Here is a 16,729-nt window from a genome sequence, read left to right on the forward strand (position 1 = left end):
CCGTTGGTCGGCACGCAGCAACGGGGAAGCTCAGGCTTCCCCGTTTCTGTTTGAGGAATACAGGAACTGATGATCCACCTGCATTACATCGACGACGCGCTGCTGGTGGCCGAGAAGCCGGCCGGCCTGCTGTCCGTGCCTGGCCGCAGCGCCGAGAACCAGGACTGCGTGGTCGCGCGCCTGCAGGCGCTGTACCCGGATGCATTGACCGTGCATCGCCTGGACCAGGTGACCTCCGGCCTGCTGCTGCATGCGCGCGGCAAGGACATGCAGGTGGCGTTGTCGATGCAGTTCGAGCAGCGCCAGGTTGGCAAGCGTTACGAAGCGATCGTGGAGGGGCTGCTTGAAGGCGATGCCGGCGAAGTGGACCTGCCGTTGATCGTGGACTGGCCGAACCGGCCGAAGCAGATGGTCGATCACGAACGCGGCAAACCGGCGCTGACACGTTGGCACGTAATGGCACGTGATGTTGAAGCGCAGCGCACCCGCGTGGCGTTGGAACCGATCACTGGCCGCAGCCATCAGCTGCGCCTGCACATGGCCAGTCTCGGCCATCCCATCGTCGGTGACGTGCTGTACGGTGCAGCACCGGCGCTACGCGTGCACCTGCACGCGCGCAGCCTGCGGTTCACCCATCCAGTGACGGGCGAGGCGCTCGCGTTCGAGTCCGCGACTCCGTTCTAGGGGTTCGGCAGGGCTTGCAGCCCTGCACCTGCAGAATCAACGTCAACGTCAGAAGCGGGCTATCCGTGGGTTGGCGGGACGGTGTCGGAGTGCGGGGACGCCGCAAGTACGTCCCTGTAGGGTTGGCAGCCGCATCCATGCGGCTGACACCCCGCACTCCGACACCGTCCCACCTTCGACAGGTTCCCGCGGCTGTTGGTAACTGCGGCTTTGTTCCGCGCGGCTGTTGGTAGGTGTCGACCTTGGTCGACACGATTTTTCTCTCAGATATCGAATGAATCATCCACGCATGGCGTGGATCTACCGTGTCGACCAAGGTCGACACCCACCAGAGCAGTCGACCAAGGTCGACATCTACCAGAGCAATACGCCTTTCCGACAGATCGCAGGAAACTGTCGAAGGCGGGGTGGGTCCGGTTGCGGGGGCGTGAGCGCCATGGACGGATTTACGGCGCCCCCCGCAACCGGACCCACCCCGCCATCCCTCAATGGCCCCGCTTTTGACGTTGACGTTGACGTTGACGTTGATTCTGCAGGTGCAGGGCTGCAAGCCCTGCAGAACAAAACCCCACCCCCTACCAAGGTAGGGCGGCCCGCGCGCCAGCGCCGGACTATCCTCGAACCCATGACTTTGTCTGGGAGGGCTGCGTCATGAACTACGAGGAAACCTACCGTCGCTCGATCGACGAGCCGGAGGCCTTCTGGGGCGAGGAAGCCAAGCGCATCCATTGGCACAAACCGCCGCAGCAGGTGCTCGACTACAGCAACCCGCCGTTCCGGCGCTGGTTCGTCGGTGGTGAAACCAATCTCTGCTACAACGCCGTCGACCGCCACCTGGCCGAGCGCGCCGACCAGCTCGCACTGGTCGCCATTTCCACCGAAACCAACAGCGCCCGCGAGATCACCTATCGCCAGCTGTATCGCGAAGTGAACGACTTCGCCGCCGTGCTCAAGCACCTCGGCGTCGGTCACGGTGACCGCGTGGTGATCTACATGCCGAACATGGCCGAAGCCGTGTTCGCGATGCTGGCCTGCGCGCGCATCGGTGCGGTGCACTCGGTGGTGTTCGGTGGCTTCGCCGCGCACAACCTGGCGCTGCGCATCGACGATGCCAAGCCCAAGCTGCTGATCGCCGCCGATGCCGGCATGCGCGGTGGCAAGCTGATTCCGTACAAGCCGATGGTCGATGCAGCCTGCGCCGAAGCCACGTCGCCACCGCCGCACGTGCTGATCGTGTCGCGTGGGCTGGATGCCGCCGAACCACGCGTGCCGGGCCGCGATGTGGACTACGCCGAGCTGCGTGCGCAGATCGGTGAAGTCGACGTGCCGGTGCAGTGGCTGGAAGCGAGCGAGCCGAGCTACCTGCTGTACACCTCCGGCACCACCGGCAAGCCGAAGGGCGTGCAGCGCGATGTGGGGGGCTATGCGGTGGCGATGGCACAGTCGATGGAAACGGTGTTCGACTGCAGGCCGGGCCAGGTGATGTTCTCCACCTCCGACGTCGGCTGGGCGGTCGGCCATTCCTACAACGTGTACGGCCCGCTCATCGGTGGCTGTACGTCGCTGCTGTACGAAGGGCTGCCGACGAATCCGGACCCGGGCATCTGGTGGGCGCTGTGCGAGCAGTACAACGTGCGCACGATGTTCTCGTCGCCCACCGCCATCCGCGTGCTGAAGAAGCACGACGCGGATTTCATCCATCGCCACGACCTGGGCGCGCTGAAGTACCTGTTCCTGGCCGGCGAGCCGCTGGACGAACCCACCGCGCACTGGATCAGCGAAGCGCTCGGCAAGCCGATCATCGACAATTACTGGCAGACCGAAACCGGCTGGCCGGCACTGACCCTGCTGCCGGGCCTGGAGATGAAGCCGGTGCGTTTCGGCTCGCCCGGGTTCCCCAATCTCGGCTACCGGATGAAGGTGATCGACGAGAACACCGGCGAGGAAGTGGCACCGGGGCAGAAGGGCGTGCTGGTGGTGTCGCCGCCGCTGCCGCCGGGCTGCATGAGCACGGTGTGGAACGACGACAGCCGTTTCCTGCAGAGCTACTTCAGCCACTTCAAGGAGCTGCTGTACAGCTCGCTGGACTGGGCGATCCGTGACGACGATGGCTACACCTTCATCCTCGGTCGCACCGATGATGTGATCAATGTGGCCGGTCACCGGTTGGGTACGCGCGAGATTGAAGAAGCCATCTCCAGCCATCCACGTGTGGCCGAGGCGGCGGTGATCGGGGTCAAGGATGAGCTGAAGGGGCAGGTGCCGCTGGTGTTCGTCACCCTCAAGCAGGGGCTCGATGGCGAGGATCCGGCGCCGGTGGTGGCCGAGATGATGGCGACGGTGACCACCTCGCTCGGCGCGGTCGCGCGCCCGGCGCACGTGCACGTGGTCAATGCGCTGCCCAAGACCCGATCCGGCAAGCTGCTGCGGCGCTCGCTGCAGGCGCTGGCCGAACAGCGCGACCCGGGTGACCTGTCGACGCTGGATGATCCCAGTGCGCTGGAGGAGATCCGCCGCGCGCTGGGCCGTTGACCTGGTAGTGCCGGCCGCTGGCCGGCACCCCATCAATCCTGATGTTGCCGGCCAGCGGCCGGCACTACCCGCAGCACTTGCGCTAAGCTCGGCCTGTCATCGACCTGCAATACGCGGTGCGCGCCGGGGAAGGCGCGTGCCGTCCGGGGATGGCACACAGGGGAGCGCGCCCGCCAGGGCGCGCTGGCATTGCGCATCGAGAGATTGGGGGGAGGCAATGGCTTTGCTGCACGCCAAGACGGCCGCTGGCCGCCAGGAAATCGAGGACCGTGGTCGGCGCCTGCCGGCGGCACTGCGTTCGATCCTGCTGATGGTCGACGGCCATCGCGATGACACTGAATTGCGCGACCTGTTCGAAGGCCTGCGGGCACCGCCGGATGCACTGGAGCAGTTGGCCGCGCAGGGCCTGATCGAAGTGATCGGCGGAAGTGTCGAAGCCGCACCGACGCGCAGCATCAGCACCGGCCGTGAACAGGACCCGGCGCTGTACCAGCAGCTGTACGACGCGATGAGTGAGGCCGTGCGTCGGCATCTGGGCCTGAAGGGCTATTTCATGCAGTTGAAGATCGAACGCTGCACCGATGCGCTGGCACTGGAACGCCTGTGCCCGGAACTGCTGGCGGCGGTGGGCAAGGCGCGCAGCCCGGCATTGGCGCAGCGCTGGTGGCAGGAGACCCAGGCGGCCGTGGTCAATGGTGGCGGCGAGGTCGTGCAGGCCTGAGCCACCGCGTAAAGTGATCGGTTCACTTCCCCACAAGGAGTCCCGCGTGCAGGACGACCACGACGACACCGATACCCCCGGCTGGGACGCGATCAATGCGGCGCTGGCGCCGCTGTATGCCGGGCAGGAACCGCGTCACTTCGGCACCGCGCTTCCGTACACGCTCGGTGGCCAGGATCCGCTCGATGGCATCAGCGTGTACTGGGCGGATGCGCCGGTACCGCATTGGCATTACATCACCTACGGCTTCTCCGAGCTGTACGCCAAGGAGAGCAGTGATGCCACCGCCAGTGGCTATGGTTTCGAGCTGACCTTCCGCCTCGCTGCCGACGCCGGTGAGAACGCCGGCAGCACGCCGCCGGTGTGGCCGATGAACCTGCTGCAGAACCTGGCGCGCTATGTGTTCGGCAGTGGCAACGTGTTCGAGGATGGCCACCACCTCAACGCCAACGGCCCGATCGCGTTGGAGACCAACACGCGCTTGTGCCATCTGGCCTTCGTCGCAGATCCGCAGTTGCCCGCACGCGACACCGCCAATGGCCACCTGCAGTTCCTGCAGCTGGTCGGGCTGACCGATGAGGAGATGGAAGCGGTCAAGCGCTGGTCGACGCGTGGCGTGCTGCAGGCGCTGCAACCGGCGATGCCGCTGTGGATCAGCGACCTGCATCGCGGCAACCTGCTGGAGGATCCGGCACTGGCTGCACAGGTGCAGACCGGCAGCGAGCGCGAGGGCTCCAGCACCGGCATGCTGTTCATCGAGACGCTGGACTGGCGGCAGGAGGCGGGCGTCACCACCCTGGTGCTCGGTGCGGGCCAGGTGGCCAGCGTGAGCGAGCTGCTGCCGCTACGGCTGCGCCACGGCAAATCGCTGGAACTGGTCAGCCGCGAGCGGCAGTGGGAATTCATTCCGGCCGCGCTCGGTGAAACCGGCGAGGTATCAGCCGGCAGCGCGCGCTGGGCACTGGACGAGTCGGGACTGCAGGCGCTGGCAGGCGTGCGGGCCGAGCGCGGCATCTACCCGGTGGCGGCGGCGCTGCGCATCGAAGTGGTGCCGACGTACCTGCGCGATGCCAAGGGCGAAGTGATCCGCCAGATCGGCTGAGTGTGGCGATTGCACCGATGGGGGCAGAGCCGTCTGCTGTGCAGACGGCTCCGACCCATGGTCTGGCTCAGGCCAGGCCCTCGGCCTTCAGCGCGGCCTGCACGCCGGCATCGGCATCCATGCGCGCCTTGTAGGCGGCCAGGTTGTCCAGGCCGGACAGGTCGACCTTGGTGCCGGCGGCCCAGCGCAGCGTGATGTAGAAGTACGGGTCGGCGAAGCTGCGGAAGCCGGCCAGCCACGGCTTGTCGGCCAGCTGCTTGTCGGCGGTCTCGAACAGGGCGCGCAGGCGCTTGTGCGCGGCGGCGCGGATCGCATCGAACTGGCTCTCGTCGGCAATGAACTTGCCCGGCGCGAACAGCGGCGAGAAGGCCGGATGCACATCGGAATTGACGAAGGCCAGCCAGCGGGTGGCTTCGGCGCGCTGGCGCGGGCTGCCGTCGCCGCCGAGGCCGGCCTGCGGGAAGCTGTCGGCGATATAGCCCATGATCGCGGCGTTCTGCAGCAGCACGAAGTCGCCGTCGACCAGTGCGGGGACGGCACCGGCCGGATTGATCTTGAGGAATTCCGGGCCCTTCAGGGTGTCCTTGTTCAGCAGTTCAACCTCGAACGGCTTGCCGGTCCACTGCAGGGCGATGTGGTCGGCGGTGGAACAGGCACCGGGCTTGCTGTACAGCTTCATGGGAACTCCAGGTGATGCGGGCGGGAAACGCCCACTATCCCAGAGCTTGCCAGCGGGCGGCAACGCTGCCGCCAGCACGGATCGTTACGACTGCCGCGGCTTGAGGTTCTGCACCTTATAGAAGGTGTGATCGCCGATGGTGGCCACCTGGTAGGCATTGCGCCAGTTCGGGCTGGCAATGGACAGCGCGGCGAAGTGGCTGGCACCGGGCACGATCTCGCGGCGCTCGCCGGCCGGCAGCGCCCAGTTGCGCTCGGCGTCGAAGGCCACGTTCATCGCCTCGCTCCAGGCCGCATCATTGCCCAGCTGGGTGCCGGGCGAGACGATGGTCGGTGCGAACTGCTTGCGCGCGGTGACCACCTGGCACATGGAGTCGCCCCACAGGCCACTGTCGAGGCGGCGCAGGGCGACCTCGGCGACGGCCTGCTGGCCACGCAGGGTCTGGTCGCGGGCTTCCAGGTAAACGGTGGTGCTCAAACACAATGAATCAGCGGCCGGCTGAGGCAACAACTGCGACAGCCAGAGAATCCAGGCCAGTTTCATATAACTCCTTGCTCCGTATGGGCCGCACGCTCCGGTTCCGGCCGCGGGGCGACAGGAGGCGGGGTACGACTTGGCGTCATGGGGAGGCGGCCATCGGGGCCGCCCCGTGGGCAGCCCCAAAAGAAACGATCAGTACCGATCGAGGGGGCTGCGCCGGCTCACCGGAAACTGGCTGGTGAGCGGAAAGATGGCGCAAGGTAGGGGGGGATAGCCGAACGCATCGTGAACCGCCCGGCTTGACATTCAGGTTCGGCAGGGGTGACGGAAATCACATTCCGCCCCCCATTCAGGCGCTCATCAGAGCGCGGCGGCCACCCGGCTGCCCTGGTTGATGGCCCGCTTCGCATCCAGTTCGGCGGCCACATCGGCACCCCCGATCAGCTGCGCGTTGATGCCGGCGGCCTGCAGTTCGGCCTGTAGCGCACGGTTCGGTTCCTGCCCGGCGCAGATCACCACGTGGTCGACCGGCAGCAGCTGCTCGCTGCCTTCCACGCGAATGCGCAGGCCTTCGTCGTCCACGCCCAGGTACTCGACGCCACCGAGCATGCGCACGCCCTTGGCCTTCAGTGTGGCGCGGTGAATCCAGCCAGTGGTCTTGCCCAGTCGCGCGCCGGGCTTGCCCGGGCTGCGCTGCAGCAGCCAGAGCCGACGCGGTGACGCCTCGACCTCGGGCCGGCCCAGCGAGCCGCGGGCCTCGAACGCGCTGTCCACGCCCCATTCGGCCATCCAGCGTTGCGGGTCGAGGGAGGGGGACTCACCTGCGTGGCTGAGGAACTCGCCGACATCGAAGCCGATGCCGCCGGCGCCGATGATCGCCGCATTGGTGCCCACTTCAACCCGGCCCAGCAGCACGTCCAGGTAGCTGACCACCTTGGCGTGGTCGGCGCCGGGGAAGTCGACCTTGCGCGGGGTGATGCCGGTGGCCAGCACCACCTCGTCGAAGCCGGCCAGGGTGGCGGCATCGGCGCGGGTGCCGAGGCGCAGCTGCACGCCGGTTTCGGCCAGCGTGTGGCGGAAGTAGCGCAGGGTCTCGTGGAACTCTTCCTTGCCGGGGATGCGCTTGGCCACGTTGAACTGGCCGCCGATCTCCTCGTTGGCATCGAACAGGGTGACCTGGTGGCCGCGCTGTGCAGCGACGGTGGCACACGCCAGGCCTGCCGGGCCAGCACCGACCACGGCAACTTTCTTCGGCGTGGCGGTGGGGCGATAGACCAGCTCGGTCTCGTGGGCGGCGCGCGGATTGACCAGGCAGCTGGCCAGCTTGTTCTCGAACACGTGGTCCAGGCAGGCCTGGTTGCAGGCGATGCAGGTGTTGATCGCCTCGGCGCGGCCGGCACGGGCCTTGTTGGGCCATTGCGGGTCGGCCAGCAGCGGACGCGCCAGCGACACCATGTCGGCACCGCCGCCGGCGAGGATGCGCTCGGCGACGTCGGGCATGTTGATGCGGTTGGTCGCCACCAGCGGCACCTTCACATGCGGCTTGAGCTTGGCGGTGACCCCGGCGAAGGCGGCGCGCGGCACCGAGGTGGCAATGGTCGGAATACGGGCTTCGTGCCAGCCGATGCCGGAATTGATGATCGTCGCGCCGGCGGCCTCGATGGCCTGCGCCTGCTGCACGATCTCCTCCCAGTTGCTGCCGTCTTCCACCAGGTCCACCAGCGACAGGCGGTAGATGATGATGAAGTCCGGGCCACAGGCCTCGCGGATGCGGCGCACGATCTCGACCGCGAAGCGCATGCGCTGGTTGGCATCGCCGCCCCAGCGGTCGGTGCGCTTGTTGGTGCGCGGGGCGATGAACTCGTTGATGAGGTAGCCCTCCGAGCCCATCACTTCCACACCGTCGTAGCCAGCCTCGCGGGCCAGCTTCGCGCTGCGTGCGTAGTCGGCGATATGCCGCTCGACGCCGCTGGCCGACAACGCACGCGGGGTGAACGGGTTGATCGGTGCCTTCAGCTTCGACGGCGCCACCGACAAAGGGTGGTAGGCATAGCGGCCGGCATGCAGCAGCTGCAGGCAGATCTTCGCGCCGTGCTGGTGCGCGGCGGCGGTGAGCTGACGGTGCGGGCGTACTTCCCAGGGCCAGGACAGCTTGCCGCCGAACGGCTTCAGCCAGCCGACCACGTTCGGCGCGAAGCCGCCGGTGACGATCAGGCCGACACCGCCCTCGGCGCGTTCGGCGAAGTAGGCCGCCAGCCGCGGGAAGTCGCGGGCGCGATCCTCCAGGCCGGTGTGCATCGAGCCCATCAATACGCGGTTGCGCAGCTGGGTGAAGCCCAGGTCCAGCGGGGCGAACAGATGGGGGTAGGCGCTTTCGTTGGCTGGCGACATTGTCGATACGCTTGCGTACGGAAGCGCGAAGCGTGCCGCGAAACGGCGGCCGGGGCAAGGGCCGGCCTTTGGGTAGTGCCGGCCGCTGGCCGGGTACGCTCGGCACATGCGTGCTGTCGCTCCCGCAATTCGCTGCGCGAACCGCGGGCCCCACTTACCGGCCTCCACGCCCCCGCGCCTGCGGCGCTGCCCCCGAACTCCGGGGGCGGTAGTGCCGGCCGCTGGCCGGGTACGCTCGGCACATGCGTGCTGTCGCTCCCGCAATTCGCTGCGCGAACCGCGGGCCCCACTTACCGGCCTCCACGCCCCCGCGCCTGCGGCGCTGCCCCCGAACTCCGGGGGCGGTAGTGCCGGCCGCTGGCCGGGTACGCTCGGCACATGCGTGCTGTCGCTCCCGCAATTCGCTGCGCGAACCGCGGGCCCCACTTACCGGCCTCCACGCCCCCGCGCCTGCGGCGCTCCCCCCGAACTCCGGGGGGTAGTGCCGGCCGCTGGCCGGCATCCTGGGCAGATCAGGGTGCTTGTGGCTGCCGGCCGGCGGCCGGCACTACCGGGGTGCGACCGATCCCGAACCAGCCCAGCGTGACACCACACAGCGGACCGATCAGCAGGGCGAAGGCGAGGGTGCCGAGCCCAACATTGCCGCCCAGCCACCAGCCCAGCAGCAGCACGCTGCCCTCGATCAGGCTGCGCACTTTCCAGATCGGCCAGCCGGTGCGGGCATGCAGGCCGGTCATCAGGCCGTCGCGCGGGCCAGGGCCAAGCCTGGCGCCGATGTACAGGCCGGTGGCCAGCGCGACCAGCAGCATGCCGGCGCAGAACATCGTCAGCTGCCAGCCAAGGCCGACGGCCGGCGGCAGCAGCCATAGCCCGAACTGCGCGGAGGGGCCGATCAGCATCACGTTGAGCACGGTCCCTACACCCGGCTTCTGCCGCAGCGGCCACCACAGCAGCAACACCAGTGCACCGATCACGTTGGTGGCCAGCCCGAACGACAGCGGCGTCTGCGCGGCGATGCCCTGCGACAGCACGTCCCAGGGCGCCACGCCGATGGCCGCACGGATCATCAGCGAGGCGCCGAAGCCGTACAGGAACAGGCCGGTGATCAGTTGCAGCAGGCGCAAGGGCAGGGCGGTCGGCATGGCGGTCTCGGGGGAGGGTAATCTGTTTCCACCGTAATCCCGATTCAGTCACTTCCATAGATACAGATGCCAGCCAATTCGCTGCCACAGGCGGGATCTGCTCCGTTCTGTAGAGTCGAGCTTGCTCGACTGCTCCTGATGAATCAGTCGAGCACGCTCGACGCTACGATCAGACCGCACGGCCGGGCATGGGCTCGGCTTTACATCGGCGCTCCAGCCTGGCTCAGTCGCCCCAGCCTGCCAGCGCCAGCTTGCCCACCGTGCGTCCGCTGGCCAGGCGCTGATGCGCGATGTCCAGATTTGCCGCATTGATCGGGCCCAGGCTTTCACTGAGGGTGCCGCGCAGCTGGCCGGCATCGATCATGCTGGCCGTGCGGCTGAGGATGCGGTGCTGCTCGATGCAGTCGGCAGTGGCAAAGCGCGAGCGCGCGAACATGAACTCCCAGTGGATGCCGATGCACTTGGCTTTGTAGGGATCGCCGATGCGCAGCGGCCCACGCGGCTCGACGATCAGGCCCACATGTCCCTGCGGCGCCAGCAGCAGGCCCAGTTCGTCCCAGTAGTGATCGGTGTCGGCCAGGTTGAGTGCGACCTGCACCGTGTCGATGCCCAGCGCCTGCAGCTGGGCCTGAAGTGGTTGCCGGTGGTCGATCACGTGCCGGGCACCCATCTGCCGGCACCAGTCGGCCGAGGCCTCGCGCGACGCCGTGGCGATCACCTCGAAACCCGCATGGCGGGCCAGCTGGATTGCCATCGAGCCGACCCCGCCCGCACCGCCGATCACCAGCAGGTGCTGGCCGGCGTGGCGGCGATCGTCCAGCCGCAGCGGCATGCGCTCGAACAGCAGCTCCCAGGCGGTGAGCGTGGTCAGCGGCAGCGCTGCGGCTTCAGCGAAATCCAGCGTGGTTGGCTTGCGCGCGACCAGGCGTTCATCCACCCAGTGGTACTGCGCATTGCAGCCGGGGCGGGTGACATCGCCTGCGTAATAAACCTCGTCACCGGAGGCAAACAGGCTCGCCTCGTCGCCGATCGCCTCGACCACGCCGGCAGCGTCCCAACCCAGCACGCGGGGTGCCTGGAGCGTGGCCGGATCCGTGCTGGCACGCTGCTTGCCATCGACGGGGTTGACTGAAACCGCCTCGACCCGGACCAGCAGGTCACGGCCCCGGGGAGGCAGCGGCGGAGGCAGGTGGATATCGCACAGGGCAGGGGCGGATTCACGACTCAGGGCGACGGCTTTCATCACGGCTCCGGCTGGGTTCGTGGCTCCATCATAAGGTTCCTCACGTTTCCGCAGACGCGCTGAACCGTTTGATGCAGCGCGCCGCGCAATATGTCGTTTTCCCCGTCTAAACCCCGTCAAACCCTTGCAGCGTGGGGGTCTTGCGGATTTTCATCATCCTGTATAGGGTTTCAACGTCGGACCGGCGGACGGTCGGGCGCAACACTTCACATGTTACGGGACTGTTAACATGGCCTTCACCCGCCTGAGCATAATGTTCGCGGCGGTGGCGTGCTGAATCGGCTGTCGTACATCGACGCACTTGTGCTGGCCCATGCCTCTACCGGTTTCATACCCCCGAAATAGGAGCTGTACTCAATGAACAAGAAGATCCTTACTGCCGCGCTGCTGGGCGGCCTGGCTTTTGCCCAGGCAGCTTCGGCGCAGGAGTTCGATGACCGCTGGTACCTGACCGGTTCGGCCGGCTTCAACTTCCAGGACAGCGACCGTCTGACCAATGACGCTCCGTTCGTGACCCTGGGCCTGGGCAAGTTCATCAGCCCGAACTGGTCGCTGGACGGTGAGCTGAACTATCAGAACCCGAACTTCGATTCGAACAAGGACCTGAACTGGTCGCAGTACGGCGTCTCGCTGGACCTGCGTCGCCACTTCATCAAGGAAGGCCGCGGCTGGAACCCGTACATCGTCGGTGGCCTGGGCTACCAGAAGTCGGAAGAAGAGTACCCGGCGCTGAATGCCAACGGTCCGCGCCAGCGTAAGGACGGCAACGTTGCCGCCAAGCTGGGCGTCGGCCTGCAGACCACCTTCGAAAAGCGCGTTGCTGTCCGCGCCGAAGTGGCCTACCGCGCTGACTTCGACGACCAGAGCGTTGCCGCTCCGAAGGAAGACTGGTTCGGTGACGTGCTGGCCTCGGTCGGCGTCGTGATCCCGCTGGGCCCGGCTCCGGTCGCGGCTGCTCCGGCTCCGGCTCCGGTTGCCCCGAGCTGCGCCGACCTGGATGACGACGGTGACGGCGTCAACAACTGCGACGACAAGTGCCCGAACTCGCAGCCGGGTCAGACCATCGGTCCGGACGGTTGCCCGGTTCCGGTCTCCATCGACCTGAAGGGCGTCAACTTCGACTTCGACAAGTCGAACCTGCGTCCGGACGCCGTGGCGATCCTGAGCGAAGCCACCGAGATCCTGAAGCGTTACCCGGATCTGCGCGTTGAAGTTGCCGGTCACACCGACTCGAAGGGTACCGACGCTTACAACCAGAAGCTGTCGGAGCGTCGCGCTACCGCCGTGTACAACTACCTGACCAAGAACGGCGTTGACGCCGGTCGCCTGGTCGGCCCGATCGGCTACGGCGAGAGCCGTCCGATTGCTCCGAACACCAACCCGGATGGTTCGGACAACCCGGAAGGTCGCGCCAAGAACCGTCGTACCGAGCTGAACGTCCAGAACTAAGTTCTGACGCTCTGCCAGTAGGACACAGCAGGACCCGGCTTCGGCCGGGTCTTGTTGTTTCTGCGGCCCGGAATCCGTGTGTCCGTCGGTCCGGGAACAACCGTTCGTCGGGTTTTTATCCGTAAAACCAATGAGTTGCCGTATTCATTGAAAGTGGCGCTTGAAAGCTGTCGCGGCATTGCTAAACTCGCCGCGTCACTTCCTTTCCTGGATGCCCTTCATGCTGCGCTCTGCATCGGCCGCCTTCCTGGCGCTGGCCCTGGTTCCCGCCGCCCACGCTGCGGTCGATTGCTCGGTCAACACCAGCGCCTCGCCGCTGCCGTTGCCGGCCACGACCATCGCGCCGGTGGCCGACGAGCTCTACATCCGTGGCAACCAGCTGGGCATGCCGGCCGGCGTGCTGAGCAGCAACTACGATCCGTCGCAGTCGCTGGACCAGGTGCTGCAGCGCCTGCGCATCGATGGTTGCCAGAACATCGCCAAGGCCATTCCGAGCGCCCCGGCAGTGAAGCCGAACGATCCGGCGGCCTACAAGCCGCAGACCGAATTCGACAACACGCCCTGGCGCTTCGACATGAGCCAGAACGGCAAGCGCATGACCGCCGAAGAGTTCGACGCCTGGATGAAGGCGCGTGGCGTGCGTGTGGTCAAGGCGCGTCCGGCTCCGGCCGCCACTCCGGCCCCGGCCGAAGCACCGGCTGAGACCAAGCCGGTCGACAAGAAGTAAGCACCGCGGGGAGCAGAGGCTTGCGCACGCGCCGCCCACCTGCCGCCCCCGCCGCCCGCTCCCACGCACCGCGTGGGCGTGCGACTCCCGCTGCCACAGCCGCCGGTGTCCGTCATGGCCTGGCGCGCGTGCTGTCCAAGGCCGGTGTGTGTTCGCGCAGCGAGGCCGCGCGCTGGATCGCCGATGGCCGCGTGCGCGTCTCCGGCCGCATCGTGCGGGATCCCGAATTCCCGATTGGGCAGCCGGCGCCGCCGATCGAGGTCGATGGCCAGCCGATGGGCGCGCCGCAGCGCCTGTACCTGATGCTCAACAAACCGCGTGGGGTGGTGACCACCGCGCAGGATGAGCGTGGCCGCGATACCGTGTACCGCTGCTTCGATGGTGCCGGTTTGCCGTGGATCGCGCCGGTCGGGCGCCTGGACAAGGCCAGTGAAGGGTTGTTGCTGTTCAGCAACGATCCGCAGTGGGCGGCGCGCCTGACCGACCCGCAGACCGGGCCGGACAAGACCTACCACGTGCAGGTCGACCGCCTGCCCGATGACGCCACGCTGGCGGCCCTGCAGGCCGGCGTGGACGACGAGGGCGAGTTCCTCGTCGCCCAGGCTGTGCGCGTGCTGCGCAGCGGCGATAAGACCGCGTGGCTGGAGGTGGTCCTCGACGAGGGCCGCAACCGCCACATCCGCCGCCTGTTGGCGGCCTTCGACCTGCAGGTGCTGCGCCTGGTCCGGGTTGCGATCGGCGGGCTGCAGCTCGGCGATCTCGGCAAGGGCCAGTGGCGGGTGCTGGAGGTCAGTGACCAGCAGCGGCTGGGGGCCGCTGCACCGGGCTGATCATCGCCCGCGGCCGGCGGTTGCCGGCCACCGTTCCAGGCGTAGGGGGCGTCTGGCTGCTGAATTTCCCGAACGGAGCCTGCCCATGTACCACCCGACCCTCAACCAAACCCTGCGCTGCGCAGGCCTGCTGCTGCCGATGGTGCTGCTGACCGCCTGTGGTGGCCACAAGAAGGTGGCCAAGGCGGAAATGCCGGCCGAGACCCCGGTGGTGGAAGTGAAGACCCCGGAGCTGGATGGTCGCGGCAGCTACCGCTTCCTGATGAGCAACGGCGACAAGAAGATGACCGCCGATGAGTTCGATGCCTGGATGAAGGCCAATGGCATCCGCGTTGCCAAGGGTAACGGCCAGGATGCTGCCGCCAAGCCGGTGGTGGTGGCCAGCAAGGACGAGCCGAAGGGCAAGAAGAAAAAGAAGTGATGCCGGGAAGGTGCCGACCTTGGTCGGCACGCCCTCACGCCCGGTAGGTGCCGACCTTGGTCGGCACGCTTTGGCCGGTGGGGATCAACCCTTGATCACGCCCAGCTCGACACCGATGCGGGTGAACGCATCGATCGCGCGGTCCAGATGCTCGCGACTGTGCGCGGCGCTGATCTGGGTGCGGATGCGGGCCTGGCCCTTGGGCACCACCGGGAAGAAGAAGCCGATCGCGTAGATGCCTTCTTCCAGCAGGCGCTCGGCGAACTTCTGCGCCAGCGGTGCGTCGTACAGCATCACCGGGCTGATCGGGTGTACGCCCGGCTTCACGTCGAAACCGGCGGCGACCATCTTTTCGCGGAAGTAGCGGGTGTTTTCCACCAGGGTGTCGCGCAGATCGTCAGCGGCGGCCAGCATCTCGAACGCTTTGATGCCGGCGGCCACCACATGCGGCGGCAGCGAGTTGGAGAACAGGTACGGGCGCGAACGCTGGCGCAGCAGCTCGATCACCTCGGCGCTGGCGCAGGTGAAGCCGCCCAGTGCACCACCCATGGCCTTGCCCAGGGTGCCGGTGATGATGTCGATCTTTTCCAGCACCCCCTTCACTTCGGCCGAGCCGCGGCCGGTGGCACCGAGGAAGCCGGTAGCGTGGCATTCGTCGATGTGCACCAGCGCGTTGTACTTCTTCGCCAGCGCGGTGATCTCGTCCAGCGGCGCAATGAAGCCGTCCATCGAGAACACGCCGTCGGTGGTGATCAGCTTGGTCTTGCAGCCGGCGGCGTCGGCGGCCTGCAGCTGGGCTTCCAGGTCGGCCATGTCGCAGTTGGCATAGCGGAAGCGCTTGGCTTTGCACAGGCGCACGCCGTCAATGATCGAGGCGTGGTTCAGCGCATCGGAAATGATCGCGTCGTTCTCGCCGAGCAGCGGCTCGAACAGGCCGCCGTTGGCATCGAAGCAGGCCGCGTACAGGATGGTGTCCTGCTTGCCGAAGAAGTCGGCGATCTGCTTCTCCAGCTGCTTGTGCAGGTCCTGGGTGCCGCAGATGAAGCGCACCGAGGCCATGCCGAAGCCGTGGGTATCCAGCGCATCCTTGGCGGCCTGGATCAGGTCCGGATGGTCGGCCAGGCCCAGGTAGTTGTTGGCACAGAAGTTCAGCACCTTGCGGCCGTCCTCGAGGGTGATCTCGGCCGACTGCGGGCTGGTGATGATCCGCTCGGACTTGAACAGGCCCTGGGCGCGGATGGCGTCCAGTTCCTCGGCGTAGTGGCGGGTCAGGGCGGAGGAGGCGTCGGTCATGGCGTGGGCACGGCTCTGAACGGGGAAACCGCTGATTCTACCGGGCATCGTCGCTTGCCGACCGGCCCGGATGGGGCATCGCCACGGCCGGCACATGTTGCATCGCAATAGCAAACTGGTTAAAAATTCGTGAACCGGAGCTGTCCCGTTCCGGCCGCTACGCCCGCTCCCCGCCTTCCACGCCACCGCCCCCACCGGAGACGCTCATGAAGCACGCCCGTGCCTGCCTCGCCATTGCCGCTGCCCTGTCCCTGGCCGCCCCGTTCGCCGCCAGCGCCCAGGAAAACGAATCGCCGTACAGCTGGAACGTCACCGCTGTTTCCGATTACCTGTTCCGTGGTGTGTCGCAGACCGACGAGGATCCGACCCTGCAGGCCGGTTTCACCTACACCAGCCCGGTTGGCCTGTATGCCGGCGTTTGGGGTTCGGGCGTGGACTTTGGTGCAGGTGATCCGAAGACCGAGGTCGACTACCTGATCGGCTACGGCGTGGACGTCACCGAGCGCGTCAACGTCGACGTGCTGCTGAACCGCTACACCTACCTGAAGTCCAGCCACCAGAACTACAACGAGCTGATCACCACCACCACGCTGGATGACACCTACAAGCTGACGGTGGCCTACACCAACGATGTATGGAACAGCAGCACCGATGGCTGGTACTTCGGCCTGGGTGGCAGCTGGGGCCTGCCGAAGGACTTCACCCTGAATGCCAATGTCGGCCGCAGCACGTTTGAAGACGGCATCGCGAAGGATTACACCGACTGGAATGTCGGCGTTGAGCGCCAGTTCGGGATGGCCAAGGTCGGCCTGGGTTACTACGGCACCGACGGCAACGGCCGCGACAACTCCGGCAAGCTGGCCCACAGCCGCGTGATGCTGAGCGTCGCGATCGGTAACTGATGCGCCTTCGCTGATGTCCACGAAAAAGGCGCCCAATGGGCGCCTTTTTCAATTTCAGCCGCATGCCTTACCCCGGCTGGGGGAGAGCCCCCTTGTTGTTCAAGGGGGCGCGCCGACGGCGCGGGGATAAGGA

15 protein-coding genes are annotated in these 16,729 nt (G+C 66.8%); 9 read left to right on the plus strand and 6 right to left on the minus strand.

The features are described from left to right. Nucleotides 1-69: 69 nt before the first annotated feature. The 4 genes from ACZK5G_RS04095 (at nucleotide 70) to ACZK5G_RS04110 (ending at nucleotide 5,039) form a co-directional block, all read left to right on the plus strand. Complete coding sequence (locus ACZK5G_RS04095; RefSeq protein WP_100437384.1) at nucleotides 70-684, plus strand: RluA family pseudouridine synthase; 615 nt, start codon at nucleotides 70-72, stop codon at nucleotides 682-684. A gap of 651 nt (nucleotides 685-1,335) precedes the next feature. Next, the gene (gene prpE, locus ACZK5G_RS04100) at nucleotides 1,336-3,216 is read left to right on the plus strand and encodes a propionate--CoA ligase (RefSeq protein WP_478465408.1); all 1,881 of its coding nucleotides are present in this window, start codon (nucleotides 1,336-1,338) and stop codon (nucleotides 3,214-3,216) included. Nucleotides 3,217-3,433: 217 nt separating this feature from the next. Next, nucleotides 3,434-3,937: a hypothetical protein gene (locus ACZK5G_RS04105; protein WP_478465410.1), complete on the plus strand. Its 504-nt coding sequence runs from the start codon at nucleotides 3,434-3,436 to the stop codon at nucleotides 3,935-3,937. 46 nt (nucleotides 3,938-3,983) lie between these two features. Next, entirely contained in the window at nucleotides 3,984-5,039 is a 1,056-nt protein-coding gene (locus ACZK5G_RS04110) for a suppressor of fused domain protein (RefSeq protein ID WP_478465412.1), read from the plus strand. 67 nt (nucleotides 5,040-5,106) lie between these two features. Here ACZK5G_RS04110 and ACZK5G_RS04115 read toward each other — a convergent pair whose 3' ends face one another. The 5 genes from ACZK5G_RS04115 to ACZK5G_RS04135 all read right to left on the minus strand — a co-directional run bounded on the left by ACZK5G_RS04115 (nucleotide 5,107) and on the right by ACZK5G_RS04135 (nucleotide 10,974). After that, nucleotides 5,107-5,718, minus strand: a complete 612-nt coding sequence (locus tag ACZK5G_RS04115; RefSeq protein ID WP_189720615.1) for a glutathione S-transferase N-terminal domain-containing protein — start codon at nucleotides 5,716-5,718, stop codon at nucleotides 5,107-5,109. Nucleotides 5,719-5,802: 84 nt separating this feature from the next. Next, nucleotides 5,803-6,261, minus strand: a complete 459-nt coding sequence (locus ACZK5G_RS04120; protein ID WP_004154513.1) for a cell wall hydrolase — start codon at nucleotides 6,259-6,261, stop codon at nucleotides 5,803-5,805. Between the two features lie 297 nt (nucleotides 6,262-6,558). Then, the gene (locus tag ACZK5G_RS04125) at nucleotides 6,559-8,589 is read right to left on the minus strand and encodes an FAD-dependent oxidoreductase (protein WP_478465414.1); all 2,031 of its coding nucleotides are present in this window, start codon (nucleotides 8,587-8,589) and stop codon (nucleotides 6,559-6,561) included. A gap of 512 nt (nucleotides 8,590-9,101) precedes the next feature. Next, a complete protein-coding gene (yczE, locus tag ACZK5G_RS04130; RefSeq protein ID WP_478465416.1) occupies nucleotides 9,102-9,731 on the minus strand; it encodes a membrane protein YczE in 630 nt (209 codons plus the stop codon). A gap of 223 nt (nucleotides 9,732-9,954) precedes the next feature. Further along, complete coding sequence (locus ACZK5G_RS04135) at nucleotides 9,955-10,974, minus strand: zinc-binding alcohol dehydrogenase family protein (protein WP_071229155.1); 1,020 nt, start codon at nucleotides 10,972-10,974, stop codon at nucleotides 9,955-9,957. 357 nt (nucleotides 10,975-11,331) lie between these two features. Between ACZK5G_RS04135 and ACZK5G_RS04140 the strand changes: the two genes are divergently transcribed. The 4 genes from ACZK5G_RS04140 to ACZK5G_RS04155 all read left to right on the plus strand — a co-directional run bounded on the left by ACZK5G_RS04140 (nucleotide 11,332) and on the right by ACZK5G_RS04155 (nucleotide 14,401). Then, nucleotides 11,332-12,423, plus strand: a complete 1,092-nt coding sequence (locus ACZK5G_RS04140) for an OmpA family protein (protein WP_010483958.1) — start codon at nucleotides 11,332-11,334, stop codon at nucleotides 12,421-12,423. A 220-nt stretch (nucleotides 12,424-12,643) separates the two neighbouring features. Then, nucleotides 12,644-13,150, plus strand: coding sequence for a hypothetical protein (locus tag ACZK5G_RS04145; RefSeq protein ID WP_010483956.1), 507 nt, complete (start codon nucleotides 12,644-12,646; stop codon nucleotides 13,148-13,150). 20 nt (nucleotides 13,151-13,170) lie between these two features. Then, nucleotides 13,171-13,980, plus strand: coding sequence for a pseudouridine synthase (locus ACZK5G_RS04150; protein WP_197616478.1), 810 nt, complete (start codon nucleotides 13,171-13,173; stop codon nucleotides 13,978-13,980). Nucleotides 13,981-14,065: 85 nt separating this feature from the next. Beyond that, entirely contained in the window at nucleotides 14,066-14,401 is a 336-nt protein-coding gene (locus tag ACZK5G_RS04155) for a hypothetical protein (RefSeq protein ID WP_049463434.1), read from the plus strand. Nucleotides 14,402-14,485: 84 nt separating this feature from the next. Here ACZK5G_RS04155 and kbl read toward each other — a convergent pair whose 3' ends face one another. After that, a complete protein-coding gene (gene kbl / locus ACZK5G_RS04160; RefSeq protein ID WP_005408238.1) occupies nucleotides 14,486-15,694 on the minus strand; it encodes a glycine C-acetyltransferase in 1,209 nt (402 codons plus the stop codon). Nucleotides 15,695-15,900: 206 nt separating this feature from the next. Between kbl and ACZK5G_RS04165 the strand changes: the two genes are divergently transcribed. Beyond that, nucleotides 15,901-16,596, plus strand: a complete 696-nt coding sequence (locus tag ACZK5G_RS04165; RefSeq protein WP_423163956.1) for a TorF family putative porin — start codon at nucleotides 15,901-15,903, stop codon at nucleotides 16,594-16,596. Nucleotides 16,597-16,729 lie beyond the last annotated feature (133 nt).

The organism is Stenotrophomonas sp. 62841_Sma (assembly GCF_056482945.1).

Bases quoted from the DNA above. Each gene is read 5' to 3' on its own strand.
- ACZK5G_RS04155 (WP_049463434.1), top strand. From the start codon at position 14,066: ATGTACCACCCGACCCTCAACCAAACCCTGCGCTGCGCAGGCCTGCTG.
- prpE (WP_478465408.1), top strand. From the start codon at position 1,336: ATGAACTACGAGGAAACCTACCGTCGCTCGATCGACGAGCCGGAGGCC.
- ACZK5G_RS04120 (WP_004154513.1), bottom strand. From the start codon at position 6,261: ATGAAACTGGCCTGGATTCTCTGGCTGTCGCAGTTGTTGCCTCAGCCG.
- ACZK5G_RS04125 (WP_478465414.1), bottom strand. From the start codon at position 8,589: ATGTCGCCAGCCAACGAAAGCGCCTACCCCCATCTGTTCGCCCCGCTG.
- ACZK5G_RS04135 (WP_071229155.1), bottom strand. From the start codon at position 10,974: ATGAAAGCCGTCGCCCTGAGTCGTGAATCCGCCCCTGCCCTGTGCGAT.
- kbl (WP_005408238.1), bottom strand. From the start codon at position 15,694: ATGACCGACGCCTCCTCCGCCCTGACCCGCCACTACGCCGAGGAACTG.
- yczE (WP_478465416.1), bottom strand. From the start codon at position 9,731: ATGCCGACCGCCCTGCCCTTGCGCCTGCTGCAACTGATCACCGGCCTG.
- ACZK5G_RS04165 (WP_423163956.1), top strand. From the start codon at position 15,901: ATGAAGCACGCCCGTGCCTGCCTCGCCATTGCCGCTGCCCTGTCCCTG.
- ACZK5G_RS04145 (WP_010483956.1), top strand. From the start codon at position 12,644: ATGCTGCGCTCTGCATCGGCCGCCTTCCTGGCGCTGGCCCTGGTTCCC.
- ACZK5G_RS04115 (WP_189720615.1), bottom strand. From the start codon at position 5,718: ATGAAGCTGTACAGCAAGCCCGGTGCCTGTTCCACCGCCGACCACATC.
- ACZK5G_RS04095 (WP_100437384.1), top strand. From the start codon at position 70: ATGATCCACCTGCATTACATCGACGACGCGCTGCTGGTGGCCGAGAAG.
- ACZK5G_RS04105 (WP_478465410.1), top strand. From the start codon at position 3,434: ATGGCTTTGCTGCACGCCAAGACGGCCGCTGGCCGCCAGGAAATCGAG.
- ACZK5G_RS04140 (WP_010483958.1), top strand. From the start codon at position 11,332: ATGAACAAGAAGATCCTTACTGCCGCGCTGCTGGGCGGCCTGGCTTTT.